The organism is Clostridioides sp. ES-S-0108-01 (assembly GCF_020662285.1).
Taxonomy (GTDB): domain Bacteria; phylum Bacillota; class Clostridia; order Peptostreptococcales; family Peptostreptococcaceae; genus Clostridioides.
Genome location: NZ_JADGMN010000025.1, coordinates 1 through 24,900, shown reverse-complemented (window position 1 = coordinate 24,900; position 24,900 = coordinate 1). Strand labels below are relative to the sequence as shown.

The window sequence follows — 24,900 nt, the reverse complement described above, 5'->3', positions numbered from 1 at the left end:
ATATAATAGTAAAACAAAGGAGATTTTGGGATGTATAAAATTCTAGAAAATATATATATAGGCGAAGATATGTATAGAATGAAAGTAAAAGGTAACTTTGAAGGTAAAATGGGACAATTCTATATGCTAAGAGCATGGGATACTTATCCAGTACTTTCAAGACCTATAAGTATACATGATATAGATGAAGAAGGAATAACTTTTCTTTATAAAGTAGTAGGAGAAGGAACTCAAATTTTGAGTAACTTAAAAGTAAATGATACTATAAAGTTAGAAGGACCTTATGGTAATGGATATACTAAGGTTGATGGAAAGGTAGCTCTAGTAGGAGGCGGAATCGGTGTAGCCCCACTATATTTAGTTGCTAAAAATATAAAAAACTGTGATGCATATCTTGGATTTAGAGAAGATGTTATATTAGAAGATGAATATAAGCAAGTATGTAATGAAGTCTATACAACAGTAGGAAATACTTTTGTAACAGATATAATTGATGTGGAGAAATATGATTATATATTAACATGTGGTCCAACTCCAATGATGGAGAAATTGGTTAAGATGGTAGACGGTACTAAAACGAGAATTATGGTATCTCTTGAGAACCATATGGCATGTGGAGTAGGTGCTTGTTTAGTGTGTACGTGTAAAACTAATGAGGGAAATAAAAAGACTTGTAAAGATGGGCCAGTGTTCTGGGGAGAGGACGTGATTTTTAATGGGTAATTTAAGTGTGAAATTTGGAAGTGTAGAATTTAAAAATCCAGTAATAATGGCGTCTGGAACTTTTGGATTTGGAAAAGAATATAATGAGGTTTATGATATACAAAAACTTGGTGGTATAAGCAGTAAAGGGCTTACTTTAAATAAAAAACCTGGCAACAATGGTATGAGAGTTCATGAGACACCATCTGGTATGATGAATAGTGTTGGGCTTGAAAACCCTGGAGTTCAAGGGTTTATAGATAACGAATTACCTTTTTTTAGTGAATTAGACTTGGTAAGAATAGCTAATGTTGGAGGTGGGACATTAGAAGACTACTTATTAGGGGTTCAAATGTTAAATGATAAACCTATAGACATTATTGAATTAAATATATCTTGCCCAAATGTCAAAGCTGGAGGAATGGCTTTTGGTATAAAAAATGAAGTGGCAAGAGAGGTGGTTCATGAGGTAAGAAACATAACGAAACTACCTTTAGTAATAAAACTATCACCTAATGCAGAAGACATTGTGGGAATGGCAAAAGTTTGTGAAGAAGAAGGTGCTGATGGAGTTTCTTTAGTTAATACTTTTAAAGCAATGGCAATTGATATAAAAAACAGAAGACCAATATTTGAAAATGTATATTCTGGGTTATCTGGACCAGCTATAAAACCTATAGCTTTAAGAATGGTACATGAAGTGTGCAAAAACGTAAATATACCTGTAATGGGAATGGGTGGAATAACTAAAGCTACAGATGCTATAGAATTCATAATGGCAGGAGCTACTTGTATTCAAGTTGGGACTGCAAACTTTATGAATCCTAGAATCGGTCTTGAAATAATAGATGGAATTAATGAATTTATGGATAAAGAAGGAATAAAAAGTTTAGAGGAAATAAGGGGAATTATATAAGGTAGAATAAATAGTATTTTAAAGATAAAAAATATAGATTAAATAAACAATAATTTTATAACATTAATATGGAGGAAAAATAATATGAGTAAAGTAGATGTAGTAGATATATTAAAGAAAAGTGATGCATTATTAGAGGGACATTTTTTACTATCTTCAGGAAAACACAGCAATAGATATGTACAATGTGCAAAAGTATTAAGATTCCCAGAATATGCTGCTGAGGTATTAAGTACAGTTGTTGAACAAATAAAAGATTTAGATATAGACTTAGTAGTGGGACCAGCTATGGGTGGAGTAATAGTTTCTTACGAGTTAGGAAGACAGTTAGGGAAAGAAGCTGTATTTACTGAGAGAAAAGACAATACAATGGAATTAAGAAGAGGATTTGAAGTTAAAAAAGGTGCAAAAATAATAATTGCTGAAGATGTTGTAACTACTGGTAAATCAACTATGGAGACAAAAAGAGTATTAGAAGCCTTAGGTGGAGAAGTTGTAGGTGTTGCATGTATAGCAGATAGAACTAATCATGATATAGGTATGCCTATATATAGTGCTATAAAACTTGATATTCAAGTTTATGAATCTGATGAGTGTCCTTTATGTAAGGAAGGAAAATTACCAGTTGTTAAGCCTGGAAGTAGAGAGTTCAAGGAATTAGGAATGTAATAAAAACTTAATTATTCATAGTGTTACTTAAAAAAGGTAAATTTTTTAGAGTAAAAACTTGTAATATAACATATAACTTAAAAATAAAAAGCAGTTAGCCTTATAAATGAAGGTTAGCTGTTTTTTTTGTTAAAAATATATTTACAAAATAAGAGATAGTAGCAGTACAATATAAGTATAAGGTAAAAAGTAGTATATATTAGGGAGGGGTAAGTATGAAAAATCAATTAAATGAAAATCATAAAAAGGTTGTATTTTTTGGAGTAGGAGCTGTAGGGGCTACTTTTGCAGAACAATTTTTAAATTCCAAATATGATTTTAAAATTCTTTGCGACAGGGAAAGAAAGAAAAGATATTTAGAAGACGGATTTATAATAAATGGGAAAAGGTATGATTTTGATTATGTAACTAAAGATGAATATAAACAAGAGGCTGATTTTATAATTATAGGCTTAAAATATAATAATTTAAGAGAAAATATAAAAGAATTAGACGGACTAGTTGGAAAAAATACAGTAGTAATGTCTTTGTTAAATGGAGTTGATAGTGAAGAGATAATAGGAGAAAGATTTGGAATTGAAAAAATGGTATATTCATATGTTACCAATATAGATGCTAAGAAAATAAATAATAATATTATACATACTACTAATGGAATAATTGTATTTGGTAACAAAGATAACAGTGAAGATAGAAAAACTAATATAATAACTGAAGTCTTTGATAGTGTAAATATAGAGTATGTTTTATCAAAAGATATTCAACGAGATATGTGGTGGAAGTACATGGTTAATATTGGTGTAAATCAAACTTCAGCTATACTTGGTGCACCTTATGGAGTTTTTCAGAGCTCTGAGTATCTAAGAGAATTAGCAAAATCTGCGATGAGGGAAGTAGTTGATATAGCCCAAGCAAAAGGTATACGTCTTACAGAAGATGATGTAGAAACTTCGTTACATAGAATATTGGAACATTCAAAAGAAGGAAGAACATCAATGCTTCAAGACGTAGAAGCCCATAGACTCACAGAAGTAGATATGTTTTCTAAGAATATTTGCGAACTTGGAAAACAATATAGTATACCTACTCCTATAAATCAGACCTTTTTTTATATGATAAAAGTAATTGAAAGCAGATTTTAAAGATTATTTATAAAAAACTTTGATAAGTATTAATTTTAAATTCTATTAATATTATAAATTCTATTAATATTATAAACTGTTTAAATTACTAAATATTTTTAACTCATCAATAAAAATATTTGCTGCTTTTGATAAAGTTATATCTTTTGGAAATATATATGAGAAATGTCTGTTGTAGTTGCTTCCAAGCTCTATGACAGACAGCTCATTGTTTAAAACAGGTAAGCTTGTCACTAGATTAGAGACTATTGTAATTCCTAAATTATTTCTAACAGATTCCTTGACAGCATAGTTACTTCCAAAAACCATCATACTTTTTGGAATAATTTCTTTAACACTTAAAAACATATCTAAATAATCTCTAGTCCCAGAGCCATCCTCTCTAACTATCCATTTCTGGTCTTGGAGTTTTTCAAAACTAAAGTCTTTTAACAAAGGGCTATTGTACGGAAGTGCCAGAACCATCTTATCTTCAAAAAAATATTCTTGAATAAATGAAGGAGAAGAACAAGTGCCTTCAATAAGACCAATATCTAGAATATAATCTTTAACATGAGAAGATACAATTGATGTATTTTCTATGAAAATTTCTACGTCTATGTCAGGATACTTTTGTGAAAATAATGCTAGAAAATTAGGTAAAATATATTCTCCTATAGTTAAACTTGCACCAATCTTTAAGTGTCCAGTTATAGCATCTGAAACTTGGCTTACATCATGATAAGTAATATTTAAAAGATTTAATATTTCTTTAGCTCTTTTATACAATATTTGTCCACTTTCTGTTATAAAAATAGTCTTCTGTTTAATAGACCTATTTATAAGCACGACTTTAAAATAATTTTCTAGATTTTTAATGTGTTTACTTACACTTGGCTGTGATAAGTTTAAGTATTCACCAGCTTTAGTAAAATTTTTATATTCAACGACAGCCACAAATGTTTTTAATTCCTCAAACAATTTTATATCTCCTTTACTTAATGAAATTTTACATTTTTTATATACTTTTTACAAATAATTATACTACATGTAATAATCATCAAAAATATTAATCATTACGATATTATATATTTATTTTACTTATGGTTATTACAATTATATACTATTATTGTAAAGAAAACTATATTAACTATAAGGTAGGTATATTATGTTAAAGAATAAAAGTAATTTGACATCAAAAACTATAAAAGAAATATTACCTGGACTGATTGTATCAGTACTAGTAGGTTACATGAGTATATTTATTTCTACTCTAATTCCTAAGGTAGGAGCAGCATCAATTTCTATATTTTTAGGCATGTTTGTAGGAAATTTATTCTTAAATCAAAAGGTATTTCAAAAAGGTTATAAATTTTCAGAGACAGACTTACTTTCATACTCAATAGTACTATTAGGGGCAACACTAAGTGTATCTACGCTAATAGATTTAAAAGTTTCGGGAATCTTATTTATAATATTACAAATGACAATAACAATAATATCAGCACTTTATATAGGTAAAAAGTTGGGTTTTGAAGAAAACTTTAGATTTCTAATGGCAAGTGGAAACGCAGTATGCGGTTCTTCTGCCATAGGAGCAACCGTTCCAGTAGTTAATGCTACAGATAAAGAAAAGGGCATTGCAGTAACGATTGTAAATGTTACTGGTATATTCCTTATGTTTTTACTTCCGATAATATCTCAATTTTTATACAGCCATGAACTTGTAAAAACATCAGCAATGATAGGTGGAACTTTACAATCAATTGGTCAAGTTGTAGCAAGTGGAGCAATTGTTGGAGAAAATGTAAAAGATTTGGCTACTATTTTTAAGATAGTAAGAGTAATATTTTTAGTTGTTGTTGTATTAGTATTTGGACATATGAAAAATAAGTCTAATAGTGAAATTCTTGAAGAAGAAAAGGATGAGATAAAAAAGAAAAAAGTAACTATACCTTGGTATGTAATTGGATTCTTTATAACTTGTGCACTTTTTTCAATGAATATTATACCAAAAGAAGTATCTGTATTTTGTAAAGAAATAAGTAACAAATTAGAAATAATAGCTTTAGCAGCAATTGGTCTAAAGGTTAATGTAAAAGATTTAGTGAAACAAGGGAAAGAGGTTTCTTTATATGGTTTATTTATAGGTACAGTACAAGTTATATCAGCTGTAGTTTTGATAAAAATATTTATATAGTATAAAGTAGTATTTGTAATACTAATTTGATTAATTAAAATAATATAATACTAATAATTTATAATATAAATAAAAAATGAATTTCGATAAGTTTAAATGGGTATAAACTTATCGGAATTCATTTTTTATTTAAGGTGAAAATTTAAAGTAAAATATTATTTTACATAATAATAACCTTATAGATTTTGAAATTACTTATCTTTGTGTTAAAATAAGTAAAATGCACATATTAAAGTTAAGTTTTTAAATAATTAAACAAAATGAAAATATAAATATTAAGGAGATTTGGTATATGAATGTTTATGAAAAGGATAATGGAGTTATACTAGAAGGAGTAACAGATTTTGACCCAATACATATATTTGAGTGTGGTCAATGTTTTAGATGGCATAAACAAGAAGATGGCTCATACACTGGCGTTGCAAAGGGAAGAATATTAAATGTCAAAAAAGAGAATGATAAAATATATTTAAATAATACGAATTTAAAGGAGTTTAATAGTATTTGGTATAATTACTTTGATTTAGGAACTGATTATACAGAAATAAAGAATAAACTAAAAAATATGGATGAATATTTAAATAAGGCTACCGAATTTGGATGGGGAATAAGAATATTAAGACAAGATGGATGGGAAATGCTTATATCATTTATAATTTCCTCTAATAATAGAATTCCTATGATACAAAGAGCTATAGAAAATTTATCAAGAAAATTTGGTAAGTATATAGGTGAATATGAAGGTAATGAATACTATGCATTCCCAACACCAGAAGAGCTAAATAAGGCATCACAAGAGGAAATAAGAGCATGTCAAACAGGTTTTAGAGATAAGTACATAAAAAGTACTACACAGGCAGTTATAGAAAACAATGATAAGGTATCTGAATATACAAATTTAAGTACAGATGACTGTAGAAAAGAGCTTTTAAAATTTAATGGAGTAGGACCAAAAGTATGTGATTGTATTGCGTTATTTGGGATGCAAAAATATGATTCTTTTCCAGTTGATGTTTGGGTTAAGAGAGTTATGCAAGAGTTCTATATAGATGAAGACATGAGTTTACCTAAAATGAGAACTTATGGAATTGATAAATTTAAAGAAATGTCTGGATTTGCTCAACAGTACTTATTTTACTATGCAAGAGAACTCGGTATAGGAAAATAAATTAAGGGGGAGAAATTATGGGAGTAATAGGAACAATATTTCTGTTCTATTTAATTATATCATATCTAGCTGGAGCCATAATTTCTGTGATTATATTACTTGAAAATAGAGACCCTGCAAAAACCATGTCTTGGTTATTGATGTTTATTATATTTCCAGGAATAGGCTTAATTATATATGCTATTTCAGGTAGAAATATTAGAAAACGAAAATTATTTAAGACTCAAAAACTAGCTAATAATATAAAAGAAAAGAAACTCTTTGATACATTAGAAAAGATAACAGAAATAGTTGAATTAGAAAAAGAATCTATAAAGCAAAACAAGCTTTTAAGAGATGAAGAGGATGGTAGTTATAGAAAAAGGGTAATAAATATGTTATTAAAGACTGGTATGTTTCCCTTTACTAAAAATAATAAGGTAGATGTATTTGTAGATGGAAATGAAAAGTTTAAAAGGCTTATAGAAGATATAAGAGAAGCTAAAGACCATATTCATTTAGAGTACTTTATCATCAAAGATAGTGAAATAGGTAGGGTGTTAAAAGAGGAACTTATAAAAAAAGCCAAAGAAGGTGTTAAGATAAGAATCTTATATGATGATGTAGGATGTTGGAGATTTTGGTTTAATAGAAAATTTTTTCGAGAAATGAGGGAAGTAGGTATAGAAATTGCAGCATTTTTACCTACAAAATTTCCTATAATAGGAGGAAAATTAAACTATAGAAATCATAGAAAAATTGTTGTTATTGATGGAATAATTGGATATACAGGCGGAATAAATATAGGAGATGAATATTTAGGCAAAAATGATAAGTTTGGGTATTGGAGAGATACTCATATTAGGATTAAAGGTATTTCTGTATACATGCTTCAAATGACATTCTTGATTGACTGGTATTATACAATAAAAGAAGTCTTAGTGACTAAAAATTACTTTCCAAGTGTCGGGAATGTTGGTGAAAGTATGATACAGGTTGTTGCAAGTGGTCCAGATAGTGACTGGGAAGATATTCATTATGCTTATTTTTCTGCAATATGTCAAGCTAGGCAAAATGTTTATATAGAAACTCCATATTTTATTCCTGATGAGAGTTTACTAAAAGCTATAAAAAGTGCTGCTCTTAGTGGAGTAGATGTAAGGATAATATTTCCAAAAATTGCAGATCACAAGATAGTAAACATAGCATCCTATTCATATTTTGAAGAAATATTAAGAGCTGGTGGCAAAGTTTATTTGTATAATAAAGGGTTTATACATTCTAAAGTAGTAATAATAGATGATAAAATTGCTTCTGCAGGCACAGCTAATATGGATTTAAGAAGTTTTATGCTTAACTTTGAAGTAAATGCATTTATTTATGATGAAGAAGTTATTGGAGTAATGACAGATGATTTCTTTGAAGATTTAAGTCACTGTGAAGAGCTTAATCTGGAGGTATTTAAGAATAGAAATATCATACAAAAAATCAAGGAATCTGTAGCCAGATTATTTTCACCAATATTATAAAAAATTATTAAAAAAGGTATTGAAAATTATGTGTGATTGGTATATTATAATAATTGTTAGCACTCTATTAGATAGAGTGATAATAAACAGTATATATAAATCTACATATAAGGTAGTATTAATTTAAAAATAACTAAAAACATAGGCGAACTAGTCTATACTTAATATTTTAGGAGGCGTGAATAATGAAAATAAGACCATTAGCTGACAGAGTAGTAATTAAAAAAGTAGAAGCAGAAGAAAAAACTGCAAGTGGAATAGTTTTACCAGGGGCAGCTAAAGAGCAACCTCAAATAGCTGAAGTTGTAGAAGTTGGACCAGGTGGAATAGTTGAAGGAAAAGAAATAAAAATGGAATTGACAGTAGGAGATAAGGTTATATTCCAAAAATATTCTGGAACAGAAGTTAAGATAGAAGGACAAGAATACACAATACTAAGACAAAGTGATGTATTAGCTGTTATTGAATAAATATAGAATAAATTTATTAGGAGGGGTTTAAAATGGCTAAAGAAATTAAATTTTCAGAGGAAACAAGAAGAGCTTTAGAAGCTGGTGTAAATAAATTAGCAGATACAGTAAAAGTAACATTAGGACCTAAAGGAAGAAATGTTATATTAGATAAAAAATTTGGTTCTCCACTTATAACTAATGATGGTGTAACTATAGCAAAAGAGATAGAGTTAGAAGATAGATTTGAAAATATGGGTGCTCAGTTAGTTAAAGAAGTTGCAACTAAAACTAATGATGTAGCTGGAGATGGTACTACAACTGCTACAGTTTTAGCACAAGCTATAATAAGAGAAGGCTTAAAGAATGTAACAGCAGGGGCTAACCCAATATTATTAAGAAAAGGAATACAAAAAGCAGTAGTAGTGGCAGTAGAAGAATTAAAAAATCAATCAAGAATAGTAGAAACACAAGAAGCTATATCTCAGGTTGCTTCTATATCTGCTGGTGATGAAGAAGTTGGAAAATTAATAGCAGAAGCTATGGAAATAGTAGGTAAAGATGGAGTTATAACTGTTGAAGAATCTCAGACTATGAATACTGAATTAGATGCTGTTGAAGGTATGCAGTTTGATAGAGGATTTGTTTCTGCATATATGGTTACAGATGTAGATAAGATGGAAGCAGTTTTAAATGACCCATATATATTAATCACTGATAAAAAAATATCTAACATACAAGAATTATTACCAATTCTTGAACAAATAGTTCAACAAGGTAAAAAGTTATTAATAATAGCTGAAGATGTAGAAGGTGAAGCATTATCTACGTTAGTAGTTAATAAATTAAGAGGAACATTTGATGTAGTAGCAGTTAAAGCTCCAGGTTTTGGAGATAGAAGAAAAGAAATGCTTCAAGATATAGCAATACTTACAGGTGCCCAAGTAATATCAGAAGAATTAGGTTACGATTTAAAAGAAGCTGATTTATCTATGTTAGGTAGAGCTTCATCTGTTAAAGTAACTAAAGAAAATACTACAATAGTAGATGGTTCTGGAGATAAAAAAGCTATAGAAGATAGAGTAAATCAAATTAAACATCAAGTAGAGCAAACTACTTCAGATTTTGATAGAGAAAAATTAATGGAAAGATTAGCTAAGCTTGCTGGTGGAGTAGCTGTTATAAAAGTTGGAGCTGCTACAGAAGTTGAGTTAAAAGAAAGAAAGTTAAGAATAGAAGATGCCCTTAATGCAACTAGAGCAGCTGTAGAAGAAGGAATAGTAGCTGGTGGAGGAACTGCTTTTGTTAGTGTTATACCAGCAATAGGAACACTAATTGAGAGTTTAGAAGGAGAAGTTAAACTAGGTGCTCAAATAGTTAAAAAAGCGTTAGAAGAGCCATTAAGACAAATAGCTACAAATGCTGGTCTTGAAGGTGCTGTAATTGTGCAAAATGTTGTTAATTCTGAAGCAGAAACTGGATTTGACGCATTAAATGAAAAATATGTAAACATGATAGAAGCTGGTATAGTTGATCCAACTAAAGTTAGTAGAAGTGCTTTACAAAATGCTGCATCAATAGCAAGTACTTTCTTAACTACTGAAGCTGCTGTTGCTGACCTTCCTGAGAAAGAAGATGCAGGAATGCCAGGTATGGGTGGCGGAATGCCAGGTATGATGTAATTTAAAAAGTTTAAAATATAAATTTTAATATAAAGAACTATTTCGACTTAGATTTTAACTTCTAAGTTGAAATAGTTCTTTTGTATATATTTAATTTTTGTATATCTATAAATTCAATATACATATTAAGAAAATTAGTATCTAGGTTATGATAATATTTTAGAGTTGTATTGTTATTTTTTAGGTTATGATTTTAGATATATATTAATTAAGGTATAATTGTTGATAGAGAATAAATCAAATTTAAAAGGATGCGATAATATGGACTTAAGAAAATTGCTTGAAGAAGTTAAAAATGAAAATATTGATATAGATTTTGCGTTAGAAAAGTTAAAAGATTTACCTTATGAAGACATTGGATATGCAAATATAGACCATCATAGAGAATTAAGAAATGGGTATCCGGAAGTTATTTATTGTGAAGGTAAGAGTGATGAGCATATTTTAGGGATTATTGATAAAATGAATCAAAAAAGTTCTAACATATTGGGGACAAGGTGTAGAAAAGAAACTTTTCTGAAAATTAAAGAAATCTATAATCATGCAGAGTATGAAGAACTATCTAAAATTTTAAAGATTCAAAATCATGATATAGAGAATATAGGAAAGGGTAAAATTGTGATTGCTACAGGAGGAACTTCTGATATACCAGTAGCAGACGAAGCCTATCACACAGCTAAGTTTTTAGGTAATGATGTTGATAGAATATATGATGTTGGAGTGGCAGGTATACATAGGCTTTTAAATAAAAGACATAAAATAGATAGTGCTAGAGTAATAGTAGCTGTTGCAGGTATGGAAGGTGCTCTTGCAAGTGTAGTTGGTGGATTGGTTGATGTTCCAGTAATAGCTGTTCCAACTTCTGTTGGATATGGAGCAAATTTTGGAGGGTTAGCAGCCTTACTAGCCATGTTAAATAGCTGTGCATCTGGAATATCTGTTGTAAATATTGACAATGGATTTGGGGCAGGATATTTAGCAGCAATGATAAATAAACTGTAATAAATATATTGATATAAATTAAACATAAATTATATAATAAAATCTAATTTCTATTATATTTTTACTATTAAAATTGAGGAGACATATATGAGTGAAAAAATACTTTATTTTGATATAATAAGTGGTATATCAGGGGATATGACACTTGCAAGTTTATTAAATTTAGGTGTACCTAAGGAAATTTTTTTGGAGGAAATTCATAAACTAAAAATGAGCGATGAATTTAATATAAACATCAGCTCAAAAACCGAGAATGGAATAGTAGGTACAAAGGTAGAAGTAATTACAAAAGAAAAACATACACATAGAAATTTAGTGGATATATTTGAGATTATAGATGAAAGCAATCTAAACGAAAATGTAAAATCTAAATCAAAAAAAATATTTATGGTAATTGGAGAAGCAGAAGCAAAAGTTCATGGAACTACAATAGATAAGATACATTTTCATGAGGTAGGGGCTATAGATTCAATTGTAGATATAGTAGGAGCTTCTATATTGGTTGATTTACTTTGTGTAGATAAAGTTTGTGCTAGTACAGTGTCTGTTGGTTCAGGATTTGTAAATTGTGAACATGGAGTTATACCTATACCTGCACCTGCAACTATGGAAATTTTAAAAGGTGTACCAATTAAATTAAATAATATAACTGGAGAATGTACAACTCCAACAGGGGCTGCAATCATAAAAGTTTTATGTGATGAGTTTGTGGATGAGTTTGAATTTTCTCCAAAGCAAATTGGATATGGAATAGGTCATAAGAAGTTTGAAGTACCAAATATATTAAGAACTGTATTAGGTGAAAAAAAAAAGAAGAGTTAATTTATGAAATTAGTGCAAACATTGATGATATGTCTTCAGAAATTTATTCTTATTTGTATGAAAAAATACTAGCTGAAAAAGCATTAGATATTTATACGGAGAGTATTTATATGAAGAAGAATAGACCTGCAACAAAAGTGTCAATTTTATGCAATGAATCAGATTTAGAAAAATTTATTAAAATATTGCTTTTAGAAACTAGCACTTTTGGAGTGAGATATAATGCATATAATAGAGAAATTCTAGAGCGAAAATTTGTAAAATTGGATACAAAATATGGAGTAGTTACAGTAAAATTAGGGTATTATAAAGGAGAACTAGTCAAGGCGACTCCAGAATATAATGAATGTAAAATTATAGCAAAAAATGAAGATATTCCTATAAAAAAAGTGTTTGCTGATATAAATTTTAGAATAAAAGAAGAATTTAGTGAAAACTTATTGACATAAGTAATAAATTTTGATAAATTAATATTCAGCTTTATTAAATAAAAGCAAACAGAAAAAATATATAAAATATAAACTCACTCGTATATGCTCAGAAATATGGTCTGAGAGTCTCTACCAAGATACCGTAAATATCTTGACTATGGGTGAAATTATTATACCAAAAGACCTAATTAAGTAAATGTGTAGGCTGAGTTATACTCCCTATGTGTTGGCTATAAGATAAAGGGCATTTTGGAAGCCTGTATAGTAATTTCACTTTTGTTAGAAATTATGGAAGTTACTATACAGGTTTTTTGTGTAAAAAGATTTAATATAATTTAAACTGTATTGTGTTAAAATAAATATATAAAACTATATTATACAAGGAGAGATGTGAATTTATGAAACATGAATTAGTACTTGTAATAGATTTTGGAGGGCAATATAATCAGTTGATAGCTAGAAGAGTTAGAGAAAACAACGTATATTGTGAAATACTTCCATGTACTGCAAGCATAGAAAGAATAAAAGAAAAAAATCCTAAAGGGATAATATTTACAGGTGGACCAAATAGTGCGTATTTAGAAGATTCTCCAACAATATCAAAAGAAATATTTGAACTAGGAGTGCCAATACTTGGAATATGCTATGGTATTCAAATAATGTCTCATGTATTGGGAGGAGTTGTAAGAAAAGGTAATAAACAAGAGAAAGAATATGGAAAAACAGCTATAACTTATGGAAAATCATCATTATTTGAAGGGATAACTACAAATAGTGTATGGATGAGTCATACAGATTTAATAGAAAAAGTTCCAGAAGGATTTACTATAGTTGCAAATACTAATGATTGTCCAGTAGCAGCTATGGAAAATGTAGAACAAAACTTATATGGAGTTCAATTCCATCCAGAGGTAGAACACTGTTTAGAAGGGGACAAGATACTTACAAATTTCTTATATAATATTTGTAAAGTAAAAGGTGACTGGACTACAGACTCATTTATAGAAGATAAAATAAAAGAATTAAAAGAAAAAATAGGTGATAAAAAAGCTTTATGTGCTTTAAGTGGAGGAGTTGATTCTTCTGTTGCCGCAGTTCTTGTTCATAAAGCAATTGGGGACAACTTAACTTGTATATTTGTTGACCATGGTTTACTTAGAAAAAATGAAGGAAATGATGTAGAAAGAATATTTAGAGAGAAATTTAATATAAATTTAATAAGAGTTAATGCAGAAGATAGATTCTTATCTAAATTAAAAGGAGTTTCTGAACCAGAGGCTAAGAGAAAAATAATAGGTGAAGAATTTATAAGAGTATTTGAAGAAGAATCAAATAAATTAGGAAAAATGGATTTCTTAGTTCAAGGAACAATCTATCCAGACGTTATAGAAAGTGGACATGGAAATGCTGCTACTATAAAGTCTCATCATAATGTTGGTGGAATTCCAGAAGATGTAGACTTCCAAGAAATTGTAGAACCATTAAGAGAGTTGTTTAAAGATGAAGTTAGAAAAATAGGATTGGAGCTTGGTATAGAAGAAGGATTAATATTTAGACATCCTTTCCCAGGCCCAGGTCTAGGAATAAGAGTTATAGGTGATGTAACTAAAGAAAAATGTGATATATTAAGAGAAGCTGATGCTGTTTATATGGACGAGCTTAGAAAAGCAGGTTTATACAGAGAAATATGGCAAGCTTTTGCAACATTACCAGATGTTAAGACTGTTGGAGTTATGGGTGATGAAAGAACATATGCTTATCTAGTTGGTTTAAGAGCAGTTACTTCTTCTGATGGAATGACTTCTGACTGGTATAAGATGCCTTATGATGTATTAGAGAGAATTTCTAATAGAATAATAAATGAAGTTGATGGAGTAAATAGAGTAGTTTATGATATAACTTCTAAACCACCTGGTACTATCGAATGGGAATAATAAGTATATAGAAATATTAAAATTAGAACAAAGATTTGTAATAAAGAAGAGCAAGTTCTGTTGTAAAAATAGAAGCGTAAAGAAAGTTATTTGGTTGTACTATAGATAAATTTGATGATAAAGTAGACAAGTTTTTATAAATATTAGTGTACAGAATAGTAATTGAATGATATATAAAATATACTTAGAAGTAAAGAATAGATAGTATTGAGAATTATTCTAAGTAAAATAAGAAAAAGACTAGAGCTTGAGTTTGCTAGTCTTTTTCTTATTTTTGTGATAATTTTATGCCTATGAAATATCTTGATGATTTTTATATATTAACGTAGTAATATTATAAGAGAATTTAGTGTTCAATGATATTAAATCAAATATTTGTAGAAGATGCTAAAAAGTGGGTTGGTATAATGAGAAAAGAGAAGCCTGACATTATAGTTGCTGTGGCACATACAGTTGAGAAACCTAAGAAACCTAGAAATCCAGGAAATAGAATACAAGACTTAGCTCAACAAGTTGATGGAATTGATGCTATAGTTTCAGGTCATAATCATGTTCAAATTGAACAACTTGATTATAAAAATAAATCAGGAGAAAATGTTATAGTTACTGAGACAGGAAAGTATGGAGAATGTATTTCTAAGATTAATTTTAAATTAGAAAATTCTACTTTTGTTGGGCTTCAAATTGAAGGATTTTGGGGAGAAATTGCGGTCACCTTAGGTTTAATTATCTCAGCAAATTAATTCCATTATGATTATGCTAATAAGTGGTATATTGGGAATGTTTTTTTATTTATAAATTGTTGGTAAGTAAATTATATCTATTTTTATGTCTTTCTTAAACCCAAATAGCCAATAAAATAAGGCTATTTGGATATATATTGCTAAAACAAGCTATAATTATTAATTTCAACAAACTTCTTTTACATTTTAATGGATTATAATAGCTATCAAAATATTACAAGAGTAGGTCTGTTGACTCTATTATTATAGACTTCATTATAACCATTGTATTTAGGATATTTTACTATTATGTGACTATGGTAATAATTTTTTTATACTATAACATATTTTATAAACTTATATTTAAATCCATGTGTTTTTAATTGGTTTTATTTAAACTACTTTGATTTTATTAATAGACCTCCTCCTAATATAACTAAGCATAATCCCGGAAGGAGAAAAGCACTATTCAAATTTATAGTACTTAATGGACCAAAAATGAGCATACCAAGAGGTGAAGCTAAAGTTCCTAATAAATCAACATATGAAAATATACGTCCCATGTACTTTGGAGTGGTTTTTTCTTGAATCATTGTAATCAAAGGTGTATAGTAAAGTGGACTTCCAATTCCCATAATAAACATAACAATCATGAATAGGAGAACCTGATTAGTAAATATTGAGAAACTCATCATTGTTCCAAATAAAAATGATGAAAAACTAATTAATTTGAAATGCGAAATGTGAGTTTTTTTACAACCTAGTATTAAACTGGCCACTAGAGCCCCTACAGAAAATGCAATTTCAATTCCACTCAATATCCACACTTTATTACCTAAATTATTAGAAGCAAGGAGTGGTGTAAGTTGAGAAGCTGGAATAACTAGAAACTGAAATGTAGTATATAAAATCAATACTTTTTTTAATTCTACTGATTTAGATAAATATCGAAATCCTTCTTTTAATTGCTCAATACTATTTTCTGATTGTCTTTTCTCTATTTCTTTTATAGAAATGCTAGCAAGAAAACCAACACTAATAAGTGCAGTGATTACATCTATTAAGAAAACTCCTCCTAGTGGAAACATACTTAATGCTAATCCACCTAACCCTGGTGAAACTAATTGAATAATACTCCAAATAGTTGTCGAGTAGCTATTGGCACGCAGAAGTTCCTTTTCTGGAATAAATAAAGGGAGAATACTTTTGGATGCAGGTAACTGGATACCACTACCTAAAGACCTTAAACTATTAAAGAAATATATCCACCCAATCGATTGATGACCATAAAAATAGAGAATGGCTAAACAAAGGGTTGAACTAGCAATAAACATATCTGACCAGATAATAATTTTCTTCATTGAAAAACGGTCAGCAATAACCCCTCCCACTAGCATAACAAGTGCTTGTGGGAGAAAAGTAGTTGCTGTAATTCCAGCAATACTAATTCCTGAATTTGTCTGAAGAGTTATATACCAAATCATTGATAGAGAAACAATAGAGGAGCCTAACATTGAGATTGTTTGACTAGCCATAAATATTGCCAATTTTATCTTCCAATTTTTTTCTTGTTTCATTTACAGTGCCTCCTTCTTATATAAAATGTCCAGTAATACTATTTGGATTTATTCTTATTTCATCAGGAGTTCCGGAAGCAACAATTTCTCCTCCATTTATTCCACTGTCTGGACCTATATCGATAACCCAGTCAGAAGCGCATATAACTTCTGTATTGTGTTCAATAATTAAAAGTGAATGTTGTTCATTTACAAGTTTTCTAAAAGTAATTAGCAAATTCTCTACATCTTTAAAATGAAGTCCAGTAGTAGGCTCATCTAATATGTATAACATTCTTTTTTTAGTTTTTGTTCCTAATTCTTTTGCTAATTTTATCCTTTGAGATTCTCCTCCACTTAATCCTAATGTATTTTGTCCTAGTTTTAGATAGCCAAGTCCCACTTCATCTAATAGAGAGAGTTTTCTATATATATCAGGGCAATCACTAAAAAATGATTTTGCTTCTGTTACTTCCATGTCAAGTATATCTGCCATTGTTTTTCCTTTGTATTGTACAGACAGTATTTTTTTTTGATATCTCTTACCTTGGCATTCACTACAAGTTACCCATTGGTCTGCCATATATTGTAGAATAATTTTTGTTTTGCCTAATCCTTGACAGTTGGGGCATTGCCCCTTTTTGCTATTAAAGCTAAAATAGCTTTCATCCAATAATTGTTGTTTTGCTTGTGGAGTTTCAGCAAATAGAGAACGAATTTCATCAAAGATATTGATATAAGTAGCAGGTGTAGAGCGACTAGATTTTCCAATAGGTGTTTGGTCCATTAAGATAAAATCATCAATAGTATCAAATCCAGTAAGTTCGGTATAGTTTTTATTTGGGATAGATTTTTGGTTTAATTTTTCTTCCAAAGCAGGAAGTAAACTGTGAAATACAAGAGAACTCTTACCAGAACCACTAACACCTGTAATAGAGCACATACAGTTTAAGGGAATTTCTACATCAATATTTTTTAGGTTATTTGCATGGCATCCTTTTAAGTTTAACCACTTACTTGGTTTAATATTATTTTTTGAACTTATTTTATTGGATGTACCCAGATATTTGCCTGTTATAGAATTTGGATTTTCTATAATTTCTTGAGTTGTACCTTCTGCAATAATGAAGCCACCTTTTGTACCAGCGTTTGGACCTACATCAATAATATAATCAGCAGCCAGTATTGTATCCTTATCATGTTCAACGACTATCACAGTATTACCATTATCTCTTAGCTCTTCTATAGTTTTGATGATTAGATTATGGTCTCTTGGATGTAAACCAATAGATGGTTCATCTAGAATATAGGTTAGGCCTACTAATTCACTTCCTAGCTGACTTGATAATCGTACTCTCTGTAGTTCTCCTCCAGATAAGGTTGGAGCTGTTCTATCTGTTGATAGATAGCTAAGACCTACCTTTAATAGATAACTAACTCGAATTTTTAATTCTGTTAATATATCATTTACCAAAGATATCTCATTTTGTTGAAGTTGATTTGGTAATTCACACAACCAATTCCACAATTGTTCTATCGTCATTTTTGTTAATTCAGGGAAGCGATAACCTTTGATTGTAGTGAATCTAGCTTCAATACATAGCAACTCACCACCACATGTGTGGCAAGGAATTTTGTCCATATATTGATGTAAGGTATTATTTTGAGAACTGGATTCTCTAAAAAGTCTTTGAATGTGGCTGATTGCACCTGAGGCAGGTCTTTTAATCTTTGATTCTCGCCCCCTTGATTCAAAGCTAAATTCATATATCTTATCACCTGTACCATATAAGATTGCATCTATAAAATCTCTTGGCAATTCATTCCAAGGTATATCTAGGTCGATATTTTTATCTTTTGCTATTGCATATAATTCACCTACCATCCAATTACCATTTGGCTTTTTCCCCCTCAATTTTCCAAAGTAGTAGGTAGCTCCATCTAATATTGAAATAGTAGGGTCTTTTACAATTAATTGAGGATTAACTTGATAGGTAAAACCCAATCCATTACAATCATGACAAGCTCCAGTATGGGAATTAGCATTGAAGGTTGAAGTATTTATCTTAGAAAAAATAGTTTTACAATATGAACAATGATTTTTTGTATTATTCTTTTTTTCTAATGGAGTTTTGCAATATGGACAGTAACTTTTTCCGATTGATACAAATAACATTCTTAAGTAATCCCAGATGCTTGTAAGAGTACCAACAGTAGAACGAGGATTTTGGCTTCCTTTTTTTTGTTCAATAGCTATAGTAGGGGTTAATCCTTGAAGTAAGTCAAATTCAGGTTTTTGAAGCTGTTCTGAAAGTTTTGCTCCATTACTTAGGTTTTCAAAATAACGTCTTTTTCCTTCTTCATAAATCGTATCGAAAGCTAAAGAGGATTTTCCACTACCACTTACACCTGTAATAACAGTCATTTTATTCTTTGGAATTGTAACCTCAACATCTTTTAAATTATTTTGCCTTCCTCCTTTTAAATAAATAGAACTTTTATTGTGACAAAGTGAATTTTTAATTGGTTTATTTATTGCTTTGGTAAATTTGAATTTTTTTTCTAATTCAAGAGGATTACCTAATTCTTTTGTTTGTGAAATACCTAATATTTTTAACTGAGAAAAGATTGATGTCAAGTAATCTTCAGGTAATTTTTCTATTAACAAATTAAGGTCTTCTATTTTCATATTGCCACTTGATAATATCTCTGCCATTTCATCTAACAAATTTTTTTCTGCTCTTGTTAATTGATTGTATTTTTTAGAACTTAATTCTGTCCATAAATCCCATGGAAGCAATTCCAAACCAATCATATTATTAAAGTCGTGTAGAAGATTACCCTTTACAGAATGCCAGCCTTTCCAATTTTTATTATATCCAAAGTCATCTGGATGAGTATGACCTTGTCGACAGCTTATCCAGGCTTCTGGGCCAGTTAAAAACCCATCTATTTTTCTGACATTATGAGTGTCAAAATTAATTTGAAAATAATTTTTTTGTATGTTATCTATTTGTGCATCTATTTTTATCCATCTTTTTGTTACCGTATCATAGTATTCTACAAGCCAGTGGTCTTCATAAGGAAGCTCACTTTCAAAATAATTAGCAAAACCTGCTCTCATTCTAGCTTCAAAACCTCTATATCTTAGGAAGGATACAAGAAGTAAAGAATAGTCTCTGCACATTCCAACAAGTCTTTGTTTTGGGTTTCTTGAAATAGTTAGTGAGTTAGAATTTATTTCAAATATTCTTTTTAACATTTGAGGAACTGTACGAAGCAATTCTTCATCAGATTGTTGCTTATTAAAAGATATACCATAAAGTTTTCCCTGGTCTCCATGAATTACTAGGTTTTGAACCACTTTTAATAACTCAGTTGGGGTTTCTGGTAAGTCTTGATATTCATTTTCAAATTTTTTAGGATTTGTGATGATGCTTTGCTTTTGATAGTTATTTATTTTCATATATCATTCACCTCTCTAAATAAATGATATACCCTGACATGGTGTCAGATGCAAGGGCAATTTAAATTTTTTGAACATGATGATTAATTGTCATACTAAATATGGTTTGTGTTATGCTTAATGACAATTCTTTTGAAGATGGTGTTTTTCTATACTAGAAAAAACATCAGATAAACTTATTGGTGATTTATATGTGAAACAGGATAATCAAGCTTATTGGATTGGTTGTACAATTTGTCCAAATTATGCAAGACAAGAGTATTCACAGGAAATAATACTGGGGTTATTGTAATGATTAAAAACAGAACAAAACTGTACAAAAGTATTGCTAGGTGTTTTACCTGATAAATTGGTTTGAAATAACTTACTGAAAAAAATAGGTTTTAAATTTAATCATTTTAATTTAGAAAATAATGAAAACATATATAGTGTAGATTTATTTTAATTAAAATTCCTGATTATTTATTACCTTTGTATTGATAAAATATAACTTGATTTTTTATTTGTGTTTTTAACAAAAAATATAGATACAGATTTTGTAAAAATAATTTTCAAATGTTGTAAGTTGTCGTTAAAGCTTTATTGTATTATTCTGAATATATAGAAAGTCAGTTCCTATTTTCAGACATAAAGAAACTAAAATATACATAATAACATAAAATTTGCAGTATCGATAACTCTAATTATTTTGAAAGGAGGAAAGTATGATAAGTGGAAGAATGTTACTCATTATGAATTTTCTAAAAAATAAAAGCAAGACAAGTTATCGGGAAATTAGTCAACAGTTAAGCATAGAAGAAAGAAAAGTTAGATATGACATAGACAATCTAAATGTTGTTTTACAATCATTAAATAAACCATTAATACAAAGGATGAATAAAGGTTCATTGATTATTCCAAATGATTTCCAAGTAGTATATATAGACAACAATGACTATGTGTTTTCCTTAACTGAAAGAGTATCTATTATGAAGATTATATCAATGTTTAAAGTAGATAAGTTAAACTTAGAAAAATTGAGCAAAGAGTTTAAAGTTTCTAGAAGTTCGATTAAAAATGACCTTAATGTTTTATCAGATGAACTAGAGAGAAATCAAATAAGCATTACTTATAATAAGGTTTTCAAAATGAATGGAGATGAAGATACTATATATAAACAAAGGTTAAACATATTAAAATCATATTCTTACCTTTTTGGCAAAGAAAAATCTGATTTGAGCGTGTTTGAAAAGTATATAGTGAAGGTAATCGAAAACATATTCAAAGGACTTTCCTTGAATGATATATATAATTGGTCTACAGATTTACTTTTACAAATGGACTGGACTCTAAATGATGAATCTTTTACATGGTATGTCTCAAATATCTTTCTTTTTACATGGTATATACATTCAGATGAAAAGCATCCTTTAGAATCTTCTTCCTTAAGTGAACCATATTTTGAGAATAAATTTGACCAAGAATTTGAGCAAATCATTCAAAAAAAGTTAACTAAAGAACAAATTTTATTGTTAAAGAGTTTTGTATTTTTTACAAATAAGTATGCAAGTTTAAATGAAGACATGGATTTAATTAGTACAGAAATAATAGTTCAAGATTTAATTTATAATATGTCTGAAACTCTGAACATTGATTTTAAAGAGGATATGATTCTTTATAAGGGGCTACTTAATCATATTGCTCCATTGATAGAGAGAATCAAACAAAACATACAGATTTATGAAGGGTCATTCCATGTAATACCAGATAAATATCAATATGTACTTGAAGCTACTAAAACCTCTGTACAAAAAAACAGGATGTTAAATCAAATAAAGAATGAAAATGAAATAATACTTCTAGCAATACATTTTTTAGGAAGTGTACAAAGAAACGAAAGTAACAATTATAAAAATATACTATTAGTTTGTGGATTTGGGTATGGTGTAATTGCTATATTAAAAGATACTTTAATAAATGACTATCAGATAAATATAGTAGACAGCATTCCATCATATAAATTACAAGATTATAAAGACTGGGAAAATATAGATTTTATCGTAACAACATCAAAAATAGTAGTAGACTTGCCTAAAACAATTATTGAAATTAATCCTTTTTTACAAGAAAATGATTATTTAAAACTTGAGGAAAAAGGAATAAAAAGAAAGAATGTCTTGACCAATTACATATCAATTAAAAAGAGATTAGATTTTTTAGAAGAAGATGCTCAAAAAAGAGTACTGAGTATTATATGGCAAGAACTAGGATATAGTGATGAGAGAATGTTATCTAGACAACTTAAACTAAGTGATTTAATAGGAATTGATACAATAAGTGTAATTGATAAAGAAATAAAATGGGAAGATGCTGTGAAAATTAGTTCAAATATACTTGCTGATTGTGATTTTGTGTCAATGCAATATGCTGATAATATTATATATATTTTAAATAATGTAGGTTTCTATGCTGTAAAGGATGAGGAATTTGCTTTGTTACATGGTAATGATAGTTCATTGGTCAAAGTAAGTTCAATAAGTTTATTGATATGCAAGGAAGCAGTTAAATTTGGAGATAAGAAGGTTAAAATCATATTTTGTCTAGCAAGTAGAGATAAAAAAGAGCAAATTCCTGCAATAATTAATTTAACTAAAATGGTTTATAAAACTAATTTTATTACTATGTTAGAAAGTGTAAAAACAAAAGAAGAAGCAGAATGTTTAATTCATAAATATGAAAAGGAGGTCACTGGATGAGTAAGTTAGTCAATGTAAAATGTTCATTTGAGATGAAAGCAACTTCAAAAGAAGAAGCTATTATATCATTAGTAGATGTATTATCAAAAGAGGGCTATCTAAAAGAAAAGAATCAATTTCTAGAAGACGTTTTAAAAAGAGAAGAAACACTGTCAACCTATATTGGGCATGGGATAGGCCTTCCTCACAGTCAAAGTATTGGGGTCAAAAATTCTTGTATTACAATTGGAAAGCTTGATACACCTATTGAATGGACAGAAGAAGGAGAAAAAGTAGATTTAATATTTTTAATATCTGTTACAAAAGACAATGAAAATAATCTTCATCTAAAGATTTTGTCAAAGCTTGCACGTTTATTAATGCATGAAAGTTTTAGAAATCAAATTAGAGAGTCAGATGAACAAACAGTCTATAATCTTATAAAAGAAAAAATAGAGGAGGAAGATTAAAATGAGAATTTTGAAGTTTTTGCAAAAACATCTTATGACAGCAACATCGTATATGATTCCATTTGTAGTTGCTGGAGGTATATTATTTGCTCTATCAGTAACTCTAAGTGGACAAGCTGCTGTTCCTGAAACTGGATGGTTAGCTAAACTTAATCAAATTGGAGCTGCTGGTCTAGCTTTATTTATTCCAATATTGGGTGGATATATAGCATTTAGCATGGCAGATAAGCCAGGGTTAGCTCCAGGTATGATAGGTGCATATTTAGCAAAAGAAGTAAATGCTGGTTTTATAGGTGGTATTATAGCAGGATTTATAGCAGGATTTGTTGTTTTACAATTAAAGAAAATTAAATTGGCTCCTACAATGAGAACTTTAGGTCCAATATTTATTTATCCTTTACTTGGAACATTGATTACAGGTGGTATAATTGTATTTTTAATTGGAGAACCTATAGCTTCTTTTATGACATGGATGACTAATTGGTTGAATGGAATGTCTGGTGTTTCTAAAATTCCTTTAGGAGGAATTCTAGGAGGAATGATAGCTTCAGATATGGGTGGTCCTATAAATAAAGTAGCTGCGACTTTTGCCCAAACTCAAGTTGATACACTTCCATATTTAATGGGTGGAGTTGGAGTTGCAATTTGTATACCTCCAATTGGATTAGGATTGGCTACGTTATTGTTTCCAAAAAAATTTAGTAAGGAAGAAAGAGACTCAGGAAAAGCCTCACTATTAATGGGATGTGTTGGAATTACAGAAGGAGCTATCCCATTTGCAACAGCAGACCCTGTTAGAGTAATACCTTGTATTATGGTTGGGTCGATTATAGGAAACATTATGGCATTTTTATTAGGATGTTTAAATCATGCACCTTGGGGAGGTCTCATAGTATTACCAGTTGTTGATAATAGGTTGGGGTATATTGTATCAGTGATAACTGGAGCGGTAGTCGTTGCAGTATTAATGAAATTAGTAAAGAAAGATGTAAAAGAAGATGAAGAAATAGAAGAAGATATAGATGATTCTATTGAACTAGTATTTGAAGAATTATAGATATAAATACTGTTAATTTATATGAAAATTTATTATAAAAAATAATCATACAAAATTATAACTTTAAAGAAATATAGTGTAAGTAATTAGACGGTATTTATAGTAGTTTAAATATACTCTTATACGATATAATACTTAAAATATTAAATATATAGTTGTAATAATTATAGTATTTATAGTAAATTAAGTATAGAATAAAGTAGAATTATAGGAGTGTATATAGAACTATGGAAGTAGTAAAAGTAAAAACAGAAAATGGGAAGGAAAGATACTTTGTATCAGATGATGATGGATTACCAATAGAGCCTATA

The 24,900-nt window shown here is 29.2% G+C and carries 18 protein-coding genes, 1 pseudogene and 1 riboswitch; of the genes and pseudogenes, 16 read left to right on the top strand and 3 right to left on the bottom strand.

What is annotated here, in order from left to right:
- The first annotated feature begins 30 nt into the window (after positions 1–30).
- The 4 genes from IR152_RS16980 (at position 31) to IR152_RS16965 (ending at position 3,429) form a co-directional block, all read left to right on the top strand.
- Entirely contained in the window at positions 31–723 is a 693-nt protein-coding gene (locus IR152_RS16980; RefSeq protein WP_227453090.1) for a dihydroorotate dehydrogenase electron transfer subunit, read from the top strand.
- Entirely contained in the window at positions 716–1,618 is a 903-nt protein-coding gene (locus tag IR152_RS16975; RefSeq protein WP_227453089.1) for a dihydroorotate dehydrogenase, read from the top strand. The genes IR152_RS16980 and IR152_RS16975 overlap by 8 nt, the downstream gene beginning before the upstream one ends.
- 84 nt (positions 1,619–1,702) lie before the next feature.
- The gene (pyrE, locus tag IR152_RS16970) at positions 1,703–2,287 is read left to right on the top strand and encodes an orotate phosphoribosyltransferase (protein WP_003420885.1); all 585 of its coding nucleotides are present in this window, start codon (positions 1,703–1,705) and stop codon (positions 2,285–2,287) included.
- A 215-nt stretch (positions 2,288–2,502) separates the two neighbouring features.
- Complete coding sequence (locus IR152_RS16965; protein ID WP_227453088.1) at positions 2,503–3,429, top strand: ketopantoate reductase family protein; 927 nt, start codon at positions 2,503–2,505, stop codon at positions 3,427–3,429.
- 69 nt (positions 3,430–3,498) lie between these two features.
- Here IR152_RS16965 and IR152_RS16960 read toward each other — a convergent pair whose 3' ends face one another.
- A complete protein-coding gene (locus tag IR152_RS16960) occupies positions 3,499–4,389 on the bottom strand; it encodes a LysR family transcriptional regulator (protein WP_227453087.1) in 891 nt (296 codons plus the stop codon).
- Positions 4,390–4,576: 187 nt separating this feature from the next.
- Between IR152_RS16960 and IR152_RS16955 the strand changes: the two genes are divergently transcribed.
- The 9 genes and pseudogenes from IR152_RS16955 (at position 4,577) to IR152_RS16915 (ending at position 15,347) form a co-directional block, all read left to right on the top strand.
- The gene (locus IR152_RS16955) at positions 4,577–5,608 is read left to right on the top strand and encodes a YeiH family protein (protein ID WP_227453086.1); all 1,032 of its coding nucleotides are present in this window, start codon (positions 4,577–4,579) and stop codon (positions 5,606–5,608) included.
- Positions 5,609–5,900: 292 nt separating this feature from the next.
- Positions 5,901–6,776, top strand: coding sequence for a DNA-3-methyladenine glycosylase family protein (locus tag IR152_RS16950; protein WP_227453085.1), 876 nt, complete (start codon positions 5,901–5,903; stop codon positions 6,774–6,776).
- Positions 6,777–6,793: 17 nt separating this feature from the next.
- Complete coding sequence (gene cls / locus IR152_RS16945; RefSeq protein ID WP_227453084.1) at positions 6,794–8,284, top strand: cardiolipin synthase; 1,491 nt, start codon at positions 6,794–6,796, stop codon at positions 8,282–8,284.
- 185 nt (positions 8,285–8,469) lie between these two features.
- Positions 8,470–8,754: a co-chaperone GroES gene (gene groES / locus IR152_RS16940; protein ID WP_003420907.1), complete on the top strand. Its 285-nt coding sequence runs from the start codon at positions 8,470–8,472 to the stop codon at positions 8,752–8,754.
- A gap of 32 nt (positions 8,755–8,786) precedes the next feature.
- Positions 8,787–10,415 carry a chaperonin GroEL gene (gene groL / locus IR152_RS16935; protein ID WP_227453083.1) on the top strand — a complete coding sequence of 543 codons (1,629 nt, stop codon included), beginning with the start codon at positions 8,787–8,789 and terminating at the stop codon, positions 10,413–10,415.
- 261 nt (positions 10,416–10,676) lie between these two features.
- Positions 10,677–11,417, top strand: a complete 741-nt coding sequence (gene larB / locus IR152_RS16930; RefSeq protein WP_227453082.1) for a nickel pincer cofactor biosynthesis protein LarB — start codon at positions 10,677–10,679, stop codon at positions 11,415–11,417.
- Between the two features lie 87 nt (positions 11,418–11,504).
- Positions 11,505–12,688, top strand: a pseudogene (larC, locus tag IR152_RS16925) (nickel pincer cofactor biosynthesis protein LarC).
- Positions 12,689–12,746: 58 nt separating this feature from the next.
- A riboswitch (purine riboswitch) is annotated at positions 12,747–12,848 on the top strand.
- Positions 12,849–13,068: 220 nt separating this feature from the next.
- Positions 13,069–14,604 carry a glutamine-hydrolyzing GMP synthase gene (gene guaA, locus IR152_RS16920; RefSeq protein WP_227453081.1) on the top strand — a complete coding sequence of 512 codons (1,536 nt, stop codon included), beginning with the start codon at positions 13,069–13,071 and terminating at the stop codon, positions 14,602–14,604.
- A gap of 356 nt (positions 14,605–14,960) precedes the next feature.
- Positions 14,961–15,347 carry a hypothetical protein gene (locus IR152_RS16915; protein ID WP_227453080.1) on the top strand — a complete coding sequence of 129 codons (387 nt, stop codon included), beginning with the start codon at positions 14,961–14,963 and terminating at the stop codon, positions 15,345–15,347.
- 377 nt (positions 15,348–15,724) lie between these two features.
- On the opposite strand, the gene IR152_RS16910 is transcribed toward IR152_RS16915, so the two are convergent.
- Together IR152_RS16910 and uvrA are read right to left on the bottom strand one after the other, a co-directional pair.
- A complete protein-coding gene (locus tag IR152_RS16910) occupies positions 15,725–16,903 on the bottom strand; it encodes an MFS transporter (protein ID WP_227453079.1) in 1,179 nt (392 codons plus the stop codon).
- 16 nt (positions 16,904–16,919) lie between these two features.
- The gene (gene uvrA, locus IR152_RS16905) at positions 16,920–20,348 is read right to left on the bottom strand and encodes an excinuclease ABC subunit UvrA (RefSeq protein WP_227453078.1); all 3,429 of its coding nucleotides are present in this window, start codon (positions 20,346–20,348) and stop codon (positions 16,920–16,922) included.
- Positions 20,349–21,052: 704 nt separating this feature from the next.
- Between uvrA and IR152_RS16900 the strand changes: the two genes are divergently transcribed.
- Genes IR152_RS16900 through IR152_RS16890 form a run of 3 tightly spaced genes read left to right on the top strand, consistent with a single transcriptional unit; the run spans position 21,053 to position 24,589 of the window.
- Entirely contained in the window at positions 21,053–23,083 is a 2,031-nt protein-coding gene (locus IR152_RS16900; protein WP_227453077.1) for a BglG family transcription antiterminator, read from the top strand.
- On the top strand, positions 23,080–23,532 hold the full coding sequence (locus IR152_RS16895) for a PTS sugar transporter subunit IIA (protein WP_227453076.1): 453 nt from the start codon (positions 23,080–23,082) through the stop codon (positions 23,530–23,532). Before IR152_RS16900 ends, IR152_RS16895 begins: the two co-directional genes overlap by 4 nt.
- A gap of 1 nt (position 23,533) precedes the next feature.
- Positions 23,534–24,589 carry a PTS fructose transporter subunit EIIC gene (locus tag IR152_RS16890; RefSeq protein WP_227453075.1) on the top strand — a complete coding sequence of 352 codons (1,056 nt, stop codon included), beginning with the start codon at positions 23,534–23,536 and terminating at the stop codon, positions 24,587–24,589.
- Positions 24,590–24,900: the final 311 nt, after the last annotated feature.

What these genes read in the sequence shown, in the direction of transcription:
- IR152_RS16965 (WP_227453088.1), top strand. Translation starts at nt 2,503, where the DNA reads ATGAAAAATCAATTAAATGAAAATCATAAAAAGGTTGTATTTTTTGGA.
- IR152_RS16910 (WP_227453079.1), bottom strand. Translation starts at nt 16,903, where the DNA reads ATGAAACAAGAAAAAAATTGGAAGATAAAATTGGCAATATTTATGGCT.
- guaA (WP_227453081.1), top strand. Translation starts at nt 13,069, where the DNA reads ATGAAACATGAATTAGTACTTGTAATAGATTTTGGAGGGCAATATAAT.
- IR152_RS16950 (WP_227453085.1), top strand. Translation starts at nt 5,901, where the DNA reads ATGAATGTTTATGAAAAGGATAATGGAGTTATACTAGAAGGAGTAACA.
- IR152_RS16975 (WP_227453089.1), top strand. Translation starts at nt 716, where the DNA reads ATGGGTAATTTAAGTGTGAAATTTGGAAGTGTAGAATTTAAAAATCCA.
- IR152_RS16980 (WP_227453090.1), top strand. Translation starts at nt 31, where the DNA reads ATGTATAAAATTCTAGAAAATATATATATAGGCGAAGATATGTATAGA.
- larB (WP_227453082.1), top strand. Translation starts at nt 10,677, where the DNA reads ATGGACTTAAGAAAATTGCTTGAAGAAGTTAAAAATGAAAATATTGAT.
- cls (WP_227453084.1), top strand. Translation starts at nt 6,794, where the DNA reads ATGGGAGTAATAGGAACAATATTTCTGTTCTATTTAATTATATCATAT.
- groL (WP_227453083.1), top strand. Translation starts at nt 8,787, where the DNA reads ATGGCTAAAGAAATTAAATTTTCAGAGGAAACAAGAAGAGCTTTAGAA.
- IR152_RS16900 (WP_227453077.1), top strand. Translation starts at nt 21,053, where the DNA reads ATGATAAGTGGAAGAATGTTACTCATTATGAATTTTCTAAAAAATAAA.
- uvrA (WP_227453078.1), bottom strand. Translation starts at nt 20,348, where the DNA reads ATGAAAATAAATAACTATCAAAAGCAAAGCATCATCACAAATCCTAAA.
- IR152_RS16890 (WP_227453075.1), top strand. Translation starts at nt 23,534, where the DNA reads ATGAGAATTTTGAAGTTTTTGCAAAAACATCTTATGACAGCAACATCG.
- pyrE (WP_003420885.1), top strand. Translation starts at nt 1,703, where the DNA reads ATGAGTAAAGTAGATGTAGTAGATATATTAAAGAAAAGTGATGCATTA.
- IR152_RS16915 (WP_227453080.1), top strand. Translation starts at nt 14,961, where the DNA reads ATGATATTAAATCAAATATTTGTAGAAGATGCTAAAAAGTGGGTTGGT.
- IR152_RS16895 (WP_227453076.1), top strand. Translation starts at nt 23,080, where the DNA reads ATGAGTAAGTTAGTCAATGTAAAATGTTCATTTGAGATGAAAGCAACT.
- groES (WP_003420907.1), top strand. Translation starts at nt 8,470, where the DNA reads ATGAAAATAAGACCATTAGCTGACAGAGTAGTAATTAAAAAAGTAGAA.
- IR152_RS16955 (WP_227453086.1), top strand. Translation starts at nt 4,577, where the DNA reads ATGTTAAAGAATAAAAGTAATTTGACATCAAAAACTATAAAAGAAATA.